The following is an 11142-nucleotide window of genomic DNA, read 5'->3' on the forward strand; positions in this document are numbered from 1 at the left end:
GACCTGGCCGTGATGTCACCTGACGGCCGATTGACGATCGTCGACCGGATCAAGGACATGATCAAGTCCGGCGGTGAGAACGTGGCCAGCCGTGAGGTCGAGGAAAGGCTCTACGAGCATCCGGATGTCCTCGAAGCGGCGGCGTTCGGAACACCGGATCCGAAATGGGTGGAGCGGGTCACGGCTACGGTGGTGCTGCGGGACGGCGCCGAGGCCGACGGCGAAACGTTGCGTGCCTTCTGTGCGAACAGCCTGGCGGGCTACAAGGTGCCGAAGAAGATCTTCATCGTGGAGTCGCTGCCCAAGAACCCGAGTGGCAAGATCCTGAAACGTGAGCTGCGAACGCTGTACGACGAGAGCTCGCGGCCATGATCAGCCACCCGGTGCCGGGCGCCGATCACCCCGTCGGCGCCGGATCGCCGCCATGGCCCGGACGGCGGCGAAGCCGGCGTCGGAAGGGGCGATCACCGACAGTCGCGACGCGCTCGCCCGTGAGGTCGTGAGCGTGGACATGCTGGCCGCGGTGGAGCCGGCGTACTTGATCAGCTTCGTGCGCCGGGTGGGCGCGGCCTGCCCGGCGGTGAGGCTGGTGACACCGTAGACGGTCTTCATCGTGGTCTTGCCGAGCGCGCGGTCGGTGCGGTGGCGCTTGATCTGCACGGACTGGCGGGCGCCGGGGAATGCCGTGGGGAACAGGCATGCCCTCGCCGCTTTTGTGCCGCGCGCAGGACCCGCTACGGTGCGTGTGCTGTCCAGCGGCACACACGCTAGGGCGGAAGGCAGGACAGAGGCGACCGTGGCCTCGTGCTTGCTGCTACCGCCATATCCCAGAACGCCACCGACCCGCTGTCGGGGCTGGAAGTCCGCGACGTCCCGAAGCCGGTCCCACGCCCGGGCTGGTCACTCGTCCGCGTCGTGGCCTCGTCCCTGAACATGCACGACCTGTGGACGCTGCGCGGCGTGGGACACCCTGCGGACCGGCTCCCGATCATCCTGGGGTGCGATGCCGCCGGATACGACGAGGACGGCAACGAGGTGATCGTCCACCCCGTGCTGGGGGATCCGGACGCCGGGCGCGGCGACGAGACGCTGGACCCGAACCGGGCGCTGCTGTCCGAGCAGCACGACGGGGCCTTCGCCGAGTACCTGACCATCCCCACCCGCAACCTGGTCCCGAAGCCCGAGTGGCTGTCCTTCGACGAGGCCGCCTGCCTGCCCGTCGCCTGGACCACGGCTTACCGCATGCTGTTCACCCAGGCCCGGATCACCGCTGGCGACCGTGTGCTGGTGCAGGGCGCCGGTGGGGGCGTCGCGTCCGCCGCGATCAAGCTCGCCGTGGCCGCCGGAGCCGTCGTCTACGCCACCAGCCGCAGCGAGGACAAGCAGGCGGAGGCCGAGAACTGGGGCGCCCGGTCGGCACTGCCCACCGGCGAACGGCTGCCCGAGAAGGTCGACGTCGTGATCGAGACGGTCGGAGAAGCGACCTGGTCGCACTCGATGAAGTCGCTGCGCCCCGGCGGCACGATCGTGATCGCCGGCGCGACGAGCGGTACGAACCCGCCCGCCGACTTGGGCCGCGTCTTCTACCTCCAACAGCGCATCCTTGGGTCCACCGGCTGCACCCGCAACGAACTGGTCGCCATGCTGCGGATGATGGAGGCCACCGGCGTCCGCCCCGTGATCGACCGGGCGCTCCCGCTCGAGGACATCCACAAAGGCTTCCAGCTGATGATCGACGGCGGCCTCACCGGCAAGGTCGTCATCCACCCGCCGGCCCCCCACCAGTAAAGAAGGGTCACCATGACCGCAGCAGCCGTCGGGCTGTCCCACTCGCCCCTCATCGGCAAGAACGACCCCGCTCCCGACGTCCTGGACCGGGTGGACCAGGCCGTCGACACGGCCAGGGACTTCATCCACGACTTCGCCCCCGAACTCGTGGTGCTGTACGCGCCGGACCACTACAACGGCTTCTTTTACAAGGAGATGCCCCCCTTCTGTCTGGCCACCGAGGCCCACGCGGTGGGTGACTTCGGCTCCGAGGCCGGTCCGCTGTCGGTCGACACGGACGCCGCGAAGGCGCTGGCCCAAGGTGTGCTCGACCGCGGTGTGGACCTCACCGTCTCCGCCCGGATGACCGTCGACCACGGTTTCGCCCAGCCCCTCGAAGTACTCTTCGGCGGCATCGACCGCGTTCCGGTTGTCCCTGTCTTCGTCAACGGCGTGGCGACCCCGCTCGGGCCCGTGAGCCGCATCCGGGCCCTGGGAACGGCGGTCGGAGAGGCCGCCGCGGACCTCGACAAGCGAGTGCTCTTCCTCGCCTCCGGCGGCCTGTCGCACGACCCGCCCGTACCGGTGCTGGAGGGTGCGCCGCCGCGGGTCGCCGACGCGCTCATTGAGGGGCACCCGCCGACGCCCGAACAGCGGGCCAAGGGCGAGGAGCGGGTCATCCGTGCAGGGCGCGAGTACGCTGCAGGGTCGGCCGGCATGATCCCGATCAACCCGGCCTGGGACAATCGGCTTCTGGACCACCTCGAGAAGGGTGAGCTGGCGGAGTTCGACTCCTGGACGGTGGAGGGGATGGCCCGGGAGGGCGGTGGCTCCGCCCACGAGGTCCGTACGTGGATCGCCGCGTACGCCTCCCTGGCCGCGGCCTCGGGGTCGTACGAGATGACCTCCCGCTTTTACGAGGCGATCCCCGCCTGGATCGCCGGGTTCGCCGTGACCACCGCGAAGGGGCGGTGAACCGCCATGACAGTTGACTCGAACGCGGTCGCGCGGGCCGCCGCGCGGCTGGCCGAAGCCGTGGAGCTGAGCCGGGCCGTCGCCCCGGTGCGCGATGTGCTCGGCACCCAGGACATCGACGCCGCCTATGCCGTGCAGCAGGAACTGATCCGGCGCAGGCTGAGCGCGGGCGCCGTGGTGGTCGGCCGGAAGATCGGCCTGACCTCGCCCGCGGTGCAACGCCAACTGGGCGTCGACCAGCCGGACTTCGGTGTGCTGTTCGCCGACATGGACGTATCGGCGGAGCCGGAGGTGCCCTCTGTGCGACTGCTTCAGCCCAAGGCGGAGGCGGAGATCGCCTTCGTCCTCAAGTCCGATCTGGCCGTCGGCGACCTCGGCCCCCAGCAGGTGAGAGACGCGGTCGACTACGCGGTGGCCGCCCTGGAGATCGTCGACAGCCGCATCGCCGACTGGGACATCTCGCTTGCCGACACGGTCGCGGACAACGCCTCCAGCGGACTGTTCGTCCTGGCCGGACGCCGGCTCACCCTCGACGAGTTCGAGCCGCGGGAGACCAGCATGCGGATGTACGCCGACGACGTCCTCGTCTCCGAGGGCTCCGGCGCCGCCTGCCTGGGCGACCCGCTGGCCGCCCTGGCCTGGCTGGCCCGTACCGCGCGCGAGTTCGGTGAGCCGCTGCGCGCCGGACAAGTCGTCCTCTCCGGCGCGCTGGGCCCGATGGTCCCGGCTCCTCCCGGTACCCGGATCCGGGCCGAGATCACCTCGCTGGGCGAGGTCACCGCCGCATTCTCCGAGAAGAGGGACGCATGACCCCCCATAAGACCAAGGTCGCCATCATCGGCTCGGGCAACATCGGCACCGACCTGATGATCAAGATCCTGCGCCTGTCGGACACTCTCGAGGTCGCCGCCATGGTCGGCATCGACCCCGACTCCGACGGCCTCGCCCGCGCCGCCCGGCTCAAGGTGCCCACCACCCATGAGGGCGTCGAGGGCCTGATCGCCATGCCGTACTTCGAAGAGATCGAGGTGATCTTCGACGCGACCTCGGCGAAGGCGCACATCGCCAACGCCCACAGGCTCGCGCCGTTCGGCAAGAAGCTCATCGACCTCACGCCGGCCGCCATCGGCCCGTTCGTCGTCCCTCCGGTCAACCTGGACGAGCACCTCGACGCGGGCGTGGACAACGTCAACATGGTTACGTGCGGGGGGCAGGCCACCATCCCTATGGTCGCGGCCGTCTCCGCGGTCACCGACGTGCACTACGCGGAGATCGTCGCTTCCATCGCCTCCAAGTCGGCTGGCCCGGGCACCCGCGCCAACATCGACGAGTTCACCGAGACCACATCCCACGCCATCAAGACCGTCGGCGGCGCGGCACGCGGCAAGGCGGTCATCATCCTCAACCCGGCGGAACCGCCGCTGATCATGCGGGACACGGTGTTCTGCCTCATCGGCGACGCAGACCACGACGCCATCCGTACCTCCGTCAAGGAGATGGCCGAACAGGTCGCCCAGTATGTGCCCGGCTACCGGCTGAAGCAGGAGGTGCAGTTCACACCCGTGGACCTCTCCGAGCCGGTGCACACGCTGCTGCCGCAGGGTGCCGGTCCGGTCACCACCAGGGTGTCGGTCTTCCTCGAAGTCGAAGGCGCCGCCCACTACCTCCCGGCCTACGCCGGAAACCTCGACATCATGACGTCGGCCGCCCTGCGCGTCGCCGAGTCGATCGCGGAGGCTCAGCGATGAACCGCAGGCTCTACATCCAGGACGTCACTCTGCGGGACGGCATGCACGCCATCCGGCACCGTATCGACCCCGCCGAGGTGGGACGTATCGCGTCCGCCCTCGACGCCGCCGGTGTCGACGCCATCGAGGTGGCCCATGGCGACGGCCTGGCGGGCGGGTCGCTGAACTACGGTCCGGGCAGCCACACCGACTGGGAGTGGATCGAGGCCGCGGCGGACGCGATCGACCACGCCGTCCTGACCACGCTCCTGCTGCCGGGTATCGGCACCATCGCCGAACTGGAGCGCGCCCACGCCCTCGGCGTGCGCTCGGTCCGAGTCGCGACGCATTGCACCGAGGCCGACATCTCCGCCCAGCACATCGCCAAGGCGCGCGAGCTGGGCATGGACGTGTCCGGCTTCCTGATGATGAGCCACATGGCCGAGGCTCCCCAACTCGCCGCGCAGGCCAAGCTCATGGAGTCCTACGGCGCCCAGTGCGTCTACGTCACCGATTCCGGCGGTCGCCTCACCCTGGACGGGGTGCGTGAGCGAGTCCGCGCCTACCGGGACGTACTCGACGAGACCACCGAGATCGGTATCCACGCGCACGAGAACCTCTCGCTGTCGGTGGCCAACAGCGTCGTCGCCGTCGAGGAGGGCGTGACCCGGGTAGACGCCTCCCTCGCCGGACAGGGTGCCGGGGCCGGCAACTGCCCAATCGAGGCCTTCATCGCAGTGGCCAACCTGCAGGATTGGAAGCACGGCTGCGACCTGTTCGCTCTCCAGGACGCCGCCGACGACCTGGTCCGCCCCCTGCGCGATCGTCCGGTCCAGGTCGACCGCGAGACCCTCACTCTCGGCTACGGCGGCGTCTACTCGTCCTTCCTGCGCCACGCCGAGAACGCCGCCCAGCGCTATGGCATCGACGCCCGCACGCTGCTGCTGGAGGTCGGCCGGCGCGGCCTCGTCGGCGGCCAGGAGGACATGATCGTGGACATCGCGCTCGACCTGCTCGCTGCCCGGACCACGAGCAACTCCTGACACGGAAGGCCGGTCCCGGAGCTATACTCCAGTTGCAGTTCGCTATTCCTGCTGGTCAGAGGCACATTCATGAGTGTATTGGGCTGATGTGCCGTCAGGTGGCGTGAGTTCGTGACTTCGGGTGCGGCGGGCCGTTGTGCTTGTCGTGCAAGATGATGTGCGGCCCGATGTCTGGTCGGCGGAGCTGGAAGAGCTGCTGGTGCGGATCGGTCACCGCTTCGGGCGGGTGGATCTTCGGCGGCGAATGCGGGCCTATGTGCACGGCTTGCTCGGACCAGTGGGCCGGAAGAACAGCTGGCAGCTTGCCGAGCATGCCGGTCACCAGACTCCCGCGGGGTTGCAGCACCTGCTGAGCCGAGCCTGCTGGCGGCGTTGCTGCCCGGGCCGCGGGCCGTCGGCGTGCCGGGCCGACGCGGCGAAGTGACACCGTGACACGATGGCTGGCTCTGGGACGGCCCGGCTCCTGATGGTTCTGGACACGTCTGTCCCTCGATGGTTCTCACCGGTCACTGTCGACGCCTCTGTCCGCCGGGCCCGTGGTCGCGCGGCGCCCTTGGGCGCGCCCACTGCGGCGTGTCCTCGGCGGGGTCTGCCTCATTGCGATGCGGTCGCCAGCTGTGGGCGGGCGTTTTGGCCGCTGTGCCGCCCGCGGCGACCGACCAGATAGGCGGCGAGTGCGAGGAGGGCGGCGAGTACGATCAGTGCGCATACGGGATCCCAGCCCATCTGGACGTAGGCGCGCGTACCGAGCCACGATCCGGCGCTGCCGCCGAGGAAAGCGCAGGTCATATAGCCGGTGTTGAGGCGGCTGCGGGCTTCTGGCCGGAGGGCGAAGATGCGGGCCTGGTTGGCGACCTGCCCACACTGCACGGCCACGTCGAGCAGCAGCAGACCGACGGCCAGCGCCACGAGCCCCGCCGCTCCACCCAGGGAGCCCGCGGTGAGCACCGCCGCAGCGACGAGAGCGGAGAGGATGCACCACAGGTTCACGTGGTCGACGCCGAACCGGTCGACCCACCGCCCGGCCGCGGGGGCGCAGAACATGCTGCCCGCGCCGATCAGAGCGAGTAGACCCACGGCTTGAGTGCCCATGTCGTATCGGGGGCCGGTGACCAGAAGAGCCAGCGCGGTCCAGGCGGCGCTGAACCCGCCGAAGAGGGTGACCTGGAAGAACACCGAGCGCCGCAGATCGCGTTCGCTGCGCAGCATCCGTAGCGAGTCGGCGAGCAGTGCCGGGTACCGGTCCTGCACAGCGGGGGCGGTGGCCGGCAGGGCGAGGCCGAGAATGGTGGCGAGCAGCGCGGTGAGGGCTGCCGCGACGAGATAGGGAGCGCGCCAGCCCAGGTGCTCTCCCAGTACGCCGCCGAAGGTGCGGGCCAGCAGAATACCGCCGATCAGCCCGGCCTGAAGAGTGCCGATCACACTGCCCCGCCGGTCCGGTCCGACCAGGCCTGCGGCCATGGGGAGCAGGATTTGCGGGACCACGGTCGCCACGCCGACCACGGTGCCAGCGGCCAGCAGCAGACCGGTGGCCGGGGCCAGACCGGCGACCAGGAGGGCAAGAGTGGTCACCGCGAGCAACGCGGTGACCAGCGGGCGCCGGGGGAGGCGGTCGCCCAGGGGTACGAGCAGGAAGATCCCGGCCGCGTATCCGAGCTGGGTCACCGTCGCCACGGCTGCTGCCGTGGCCGGCGCGACGTCAAGGCCGTGGGCGACGAGAGGCGTCAGTGCCTGCGGGAAGTAGACGTTCGAGACACCCACGCCGCAGGCCAGAGCCATGAGCAGGGGCAGCCTCCGTCCCGCGCCCGACGGATCGTTCCGGGACATCACACCTCCATACGAACGAACTAGATGGTTCGAAAGAGCTTGGCAGGTCGGTCTCCGATTCGTCAAACGAACCAGTTCGTTACCATGGGATGCATGGCATACGACTCCACGGCGACCAAAGAACGCATCCTCGCGGCGGCAACAGCGGAGTTCGCCGCACACGGCGTCGCCGGGGCACGGGTGGACCGTATCGCTGCCGAGGCCCAGGCCAACAAGCGAGCGATCTACGACTACTTCGGCGACAAGAACAAGCTCTTCGCCGTCGTCCTGGAACGCGCGCTGGCCGAACTCGCCGCCGCCGTACCGCCCGGCCAGGACCTCCCCGCCTACGCCGAGCGCCTCTTCGACTACCACCGCGCCCACCCCGAGGCTCTGCGCCTGGTCATGTGGGAGGCCCTGGAGATCGGAGACCAGCCGGTGCCAGCGGAGGAGGCTCGCACGGCCCACTACCAGGACAAGGTCAACGCGGCGGCGGTAGGCGGCCGGGGCGACGACGCCCGCACTCGCGTCTTCTTCACCCTCGCCCTGGCCGGCTGGAGCATCGCCATGCCCCAGCTACGGCGCATGGTCCTAGGCCCCGACGCGAGCCTGGATGCCCTCCGCAGGGACGTCGCCCATGCCGTGCAGACACTGACGGCCGGAGACAGGTCCTCCGAGCAGGCGTAAGGCTCGCGCCCTCGCACCGACAACCCTGCCGGTGTCAGGAGGGACGACCAAGAAGGAGGCGTACGCTCATGCCAGCTGGCGATCGGAGAAGCACTGGGTATCTGGTTGCGGTTCGTGTGCCCGAGCCGGCGAGAGGACCGCGACGCCGATTTCCAGAGCTTCTACGATCGGCGGAGGGCGATTCGTGCCGGACTATATCCCCGCGGTCATCCCATCATCCAGCTGATGCAGCACCGCTGGGTCTGCGTGATCGGCATGGGGGGCTGGTTGGGAGGCGGTGACCGCCGACGACCTGGCGAACCTGCTACGGGTGACCGCCTTCGGACCGCCGCTTACCGGGCACCGGTTCGCCGACCGCACCCGCGCCAAGCACGCCGCCGTCCACGCGCTGTGGCCGCCGGCCACAGCCGACGCTCGATCCAGCGCCAGCTCGGCATGACCTATCGCACGGTCAAGCTCTTGGCGGACGCTGCCGCCCCGGAAGACCTGTTCCATGGACAGTGGCAAAACCGCAGGACCAAGCTCGACGACTTCAAGTCGCACCTGAACGAGCGATGGGCCGAGGGCTGCACGAACGCCTGGACCCTTTGGGAAGAGAGCAAGACGCATGGCTACACCGGTGGCTACGGAGCCGTCCGCGCCTGCCTCCAGCCGTTCCGCACAACCCAGGCCGAACCGGCAGCCCGTCCACCGTCCGCGCACACGGTGTCCGGATGGATCCTGACTCACCCCGACACCCTGCCTGAGAACGAGCGCCTGAAGCTCAACTCCGTCCTCGCCAGCTGCCCCGAACTGGAGGCCCTCACCGGGCACGTCCGCGCGTTCGGGAAGATACTCACCCAGCTCCAGGGCGACCAGCTCCCACACTGGATCAAGGCAGTACGCGCCGACGACCTGCCCAGCCTGCATGCCTTCGCCAACGGCCTCGAAAGGGATCTCGCCGCCGTCACCGCCGGCCTGACGCTGCCCTGGAGCTCTGGTGTCGTCGAAGGCCACGCCAACCGAATCAAAATGATCAAGCGTCAAATGTATGGCCGTTCCGGCTTCGGCCTGTTGCGGAAACGAGTCCTGCTGGCGTGACCGCAGCTCTGCCACTCGACGAGCCGATCCATTCAGCTGATCGCGAGCGGCACGGGATCCAAGCCCAGCTTGCTCCGGCAAGAGTCGACGGCCCCGGTGACCCAGGCGACCACGGCGCCGTGATCTGCCGCGATCGCGTGAAACTCACGTGTCTTCTCCTGGGCTTTGACCATCCATGGAACCAGCGGGTCCTCTCGAAGGACGCGCTCGAAGTGATCGCGGGCCGTGTCCGGGTCCCCGACCAGGGCGGCTGCAATTCCGGCGTCGAAGCTGTCCCAAAGGAAACCCCGCCGCGTCGGCCTGGATGTCAGGCATCGGGCAACGTCCGGCAGAGCCGGGAACTTTTCCCTCAGCACGGTCACCTCCGCCGCGGCCCGTCGGGCGAGTTCCCGGGCCAGCGGCGTGAACTGGTCCTCGGTGCGGAACAGGTCGGAGCCGGTTCGGACTGCGTCCATGTGGAAGGCCAAGTGGTCCACGTCGTGCCAAAGCCACATCGCACCGACATGCAGACCACTGCCGGCCGTGCGCGGCGGGGTGAACTCCACGACCCCGAGCCACCACCCGTGATCATCAATCCACACCCGCGACCGTCCGCGCTGGGCCACGCCGAGCGGCTTCAGGGACTCCCGCGCCGCAGCGGTGATGATCCGGAGGGCCGGACTGCGATCTGCCATGACTGGCATTATCGGTCGTCCCACCGACACCACCGTCAGTCGCGGTGGCGCAGCGCCATGCGACAACACTGAGCGTCAGCGCTCCACAGAAGATTGGACCAGAACCCGTTCTCTCGTGGACAAAGCCAGTCGTGTGATGTCGGCACAGTGTCTGGTTCTACGCGGCTGGTGCCGCCAGGCGGAAGCCCACGCCGATCGCTTCGAGATCCGGCTCGTAGGCGCCGTGCCGGCGGGCGCACCGGGCCAGGTCCCGGTCGTGGCGGAAGGAGCCGCCTCGGGTGATGTGCCGGTCGAAGGCCCAGTGCTCGGTGCTCGGCACCTCGGCGGGCGCGCCGGGATAGGGGGCGTAGAGGGTGGAGGTCCATTCGTCGACGTTGCCCGCCATGTCCAGCACCCCGAACGGGCTGGCGCCTTCGGGGAACGAACCGACCGGCAGCGTGGTGCCGACACCGAGGTCCGCCAGATTGGCCAGGCCGGTGCGGTAGGCCTTGCCCCAAGGGAACTCCCGGGCGTCGTCTCCCCGCGCGGCGCGTTCCCACTCGTCCTCCGTGGGCAACCGCACCCCGAGGCTGAGCTGGTCACCGAGCCACCGGCAGTAGGCCGTCGCCGCCTCCCAGGTGACCCCGGTGACAGGGTGGTCCGCCGGCGCCTGGGCGGCGGCTCGGCCGGTGGCCGCCGCGAAGAGTGCCCACTGGCCGACCGTGACCGGTGTACGGGCGATTCGGAAGGCCGAGACGTGGATCTCCGTGCGCGGGGCTTCCTTCATGTACCACTCCACTGGTACCCCGGTGTCGGCATAGCGGCGGGCCACCGCCGCCATCTCGTCGACCGGCGTTCCCCGACGTAGTAACCCGGCCGGGATGTCGACCCAGTTCACCTGCTCCACCCGCATGGCCCCTCCTCGGCTGTCGAGCTGACAACCCACATGATCACCTCGGAGGCTTGGGCGCGCGTCAGCCGATGGACCCACCTCCACACCGACTTTGGAACCAGGACATCAGTCCGGGGCGATGCGCCCCGGACTCAGAACGAGCGGGCGGCCCCAGCCTCACCCCGGCCCCGGCACTCACTGAACCTCCCCACTCGCTTGCAGACTTGATCAAGTGATGCGAGGAGCAGTCCTGGTCAATTCCAAGAATCGCCATCAGCTGTCCCCCGGGACGCGGGGGACGCATGGGGGAACCGCTGATTCCCGGTGACCGGGGCACCTGAGTACTCTCCGGCCGGGCTGGGCGTAGGTCCCACATTACCTTCACGTCTCCGGGGCTTCCCGCGGAAACAATCCCGCACCTTCTCGGCGTTGGTGATCACCGAGCCGAGGAAGACGACGCGGTCACCATCGCCCGCGCCTTCATCGCCCACGGCGTCGACGCCATCGACGTC

At 69.2% G+C, this 11142-nt stretch carries 11 protein-coding genes and 2 pseudogenes; 9 read left to right on the forward strand and 4 right to left on the reverse strand.

What is annotated here, in order from left to right; translation table 11 throughout:
- Positions 1 to 372, forward strand: a pseudogene (locus ABZ646_RS28975) (acyl-CoA synthetase); the annotation flags it as partial.
- Here ABZ646_RS28975 and ABZ646_RS28980 read toward each other — a convergent pair.
- Positions 373 to 660 (reverse strand): hypothetical protein, encoded by a 288-nt coding sequence (locus ABZ646_RS28980; RefSeq protein ID WP_360524986.1) that lies wholly within the window; start codon positions 658 to 660, stop codon positions 373 to 375.
- 144 nt (positions 661 to 804) lie between these two features.
- Here ABZ646_RS28980 and ABZ646_RS28985 point away from each other — a divergent pair, with 144 nt between their 5' ends.
- From ABZ646_RS28985 to ABZ646_RS29010, 6 genes and pseudogenes are all read left to right on the forward strand, one after another.
- Positions 805 to 1788 (forward strand): zinc-binding dehydrogenase, encoded by a 984-nt coding sequence (locus tag ABZ646_RS28985; protein WP_360524989.1) that lies wholly within the window; start codon positions 805 to 807, stop codon positions 1786 to 1788.
- A gap of 12 nt (positions 1789 to 1800) precedes the next feature.
- Positions 1801 to 2742, forward strand: coding sequence for a 3-carboxyethylcatechol 2,3-dioxygenase (locus ABZ646_RS28990; RefSeq protein WP_360524992.1), 942 nt, complete (start codon positions 1801 to 1803; stop codon positions 2740 to 2742).
- A gap of 6 nt (positions 2743 to 2748) precedes the next feature.
- On the forward strand, positions 2749 to 3552 hold the full coding sequence (locus tag ABZ646_RS28995) for a fumarylacetoacetate hydrolase family protein (protein ID WP_360524995.1): 804 nt from the start codon (positions 2749 to 2751) through the stop codon (positions 3550 to 3552).
- Positions 3549 to 4490: an acetaldehyde dehydrogenase (acetylating) gene (locus tag ABZ646_RS29000; RefSeq protein WP_360524998.1), complete on the forward strand. Its 942-nt coding sequence runs from the start codon at positions 3549 to 3551 to the stop codon at positions 4488 to 4490. The genes ABZ646_RS28995 and ABZ646_RS29000 overlap by 4 nt, the downstream gene beginning before the upstream one ends.
- A complete protein-coding gene (gene dmpG, locus ABZ646_RS29005) occupies positions 4487 to 5512 on the forward strand; it encodes a 4-hydroxy-2-oxovalerate aldolase (RefSeq protein WP_360525001.1) in 1026 nt (341 codons plus the stop codon). Before ABZ646_RS29000 ends, dmpG begins: the two co-directional genes overlap by 4 nt.
- 157 nt (positions 5513 to 5669) lie before the next feature.
- A pseudogene (locus ABZ646_RS29010) lies at positions 5670 to 5867 on the forward strand (IS701 family transposase); the annotation flags it as partial.
- A 239-nt stretch (positions 5868 to 6106) separates the two neighbouring features.
- On the opposite strand, the gene ABZ646_RS29015 reads toward ABZ646_RS29010, so the two are convergent.
- Positions 6107 to 7339 carry an MFS transporter gene (locus tag ABZ646_RS29015; RefSeq protein ID WP_360525004.1) on the reverse strand — a complete coding sequence of 411 codons (1233 nt, stop codon included), beginning with the start codon at positions 7337 to 7339 and terminating at the stop codon, positions 6107 to 6109.
- Between the two features lie 93 nt (positions 7340 to 7432).
- On the opposite strand from ABZ646_RS29015, the gene ABZ646_RS29020 reads away from it, so the two are divergent.
- Both ABZ646_RS29020 and ABZ646_RS29025 read left to right on the forward strand, forming a co-directional pair.
- Complete coding sequence (locus tag ABZ646_RS29020; RefSeq protein WP_360525007.1) at positions 7433 to 8005, forward strand: TetR family transcriptional regulator; 573 nt, start codon at positions 7433 to 7435, stop codon at positions 8003 to 8005.
- A gap of 390 nt (positions 8006 to 8395) precedes the next feature.
- Entirely contained in the window at positions 8396 to 9085 is a 690-nt protein-coding gene (locus ABZ646_RS29025) for a transposase (RefSeq protein WP_360525010.1), read from the forward strand.
- Positions 9086 to 9117: 32 nt separating this feature from the next.
- Here the strand turns inward: ABZ646_RS29025 and ABZ646_RS29030 are convergent, their stop codons facing one another.
- Together ABZ646_RS29030 and ABZ646_RS29035 are read right to left on the reverse strand one after the other, a co-directional pair.
- Positions 9118 to 9768 (reverse strand): hypothetical protein, encoded by a 651-nt coding sequence (locus ABZ646_RS29030; protein ID WP_360525013.1) that lies wholly within the window; start codon positions 9766 to 9768, stop codon positions 9118 to 9120.
- A gap of 148 nt (positions 9769 to 9916) precedes the next feature.
- Positions 9917 to 10651 (reverse strand): SUMF1/EgtB/PvdO family nonheme iron enzyme, encoded by a 735-nt coding sequence (locus ABZ646_RS29035; protein WP_360525016.1) that lies wholly within the window; start codon positions 10649 to 10651, stop codon positions 9917 to 9919.
- Between the last annotated feature and the right edge of the window lie 491 nt (positions 10652 to 11142).

This window comes from Streptomyces sp. NPDC007162 (assembly GCF_040634175.1).
Classification (GTDB): Bacteria; Actinomycetota; Actinomycetes; order Streptomycetales; family Streptomycetaceae; genus Streptomyces.

Bases quoted from the DNA above. Each gene is read 5' to 3' on its own strand.
- ABZ646_RS29000 (WP_360524998.1), top strand. From the start codon at position 3,549: ATGACCCCCCATAAGACCAAGGTCGCCATCATCGGCTCGGGCAACATC.
- ABZ646_RS28995 (WP_360524995.1), top strand. From the start codon at position 2,749: ATGACAGTTGACTCGAACGCGGTCGCGCGGGCCGCCGCGCGGCTGGCC.
- ABZ646_RS29035 (WP_360525016.1), bottom strand. From the start codon at position 10,651: ATGCGGGTGGAGCAGGTGAACTGGGTCGACATCCCGGCCGGGTTACTA.
- ABZ646_RS29015 (WP_360525004.1), bottom strand. From the start codon at position 7,339: ATGTCCCGGAACGATCCGTCGGGCGCGGGACGGAGGCTGCCCCTGCTC.
- ABZ646_RS29030 (WP_360525013.1), bottom strand. From the start codon at position 9,768: ATGCCAGTCATGGCAGATCGCAGTCCGGCCCTCCGGATCATCACCGCT.
- dmpG (WP_360525001.1), top strand. From the start codon at position 4,487: ATGAACCGCAGGCTCTACATCCAGGACGTCACTCTGCGGGACGGCATG.
- ABZ646_RS29020 (WP_360525007.1), top strand. From the start codon at position 7,433: ATGGCATACGACTCCACGGCGACCAAAGAACGCATCCTCGCGGCGGCA.
- ABZ646_RS28990 (WP_360524992.1), top strand. From the start codon at position 1,801: ATGACCGCAGCAGCCGTCGGGCTGTCCCACTCGCCCCTCATCGGCAAG.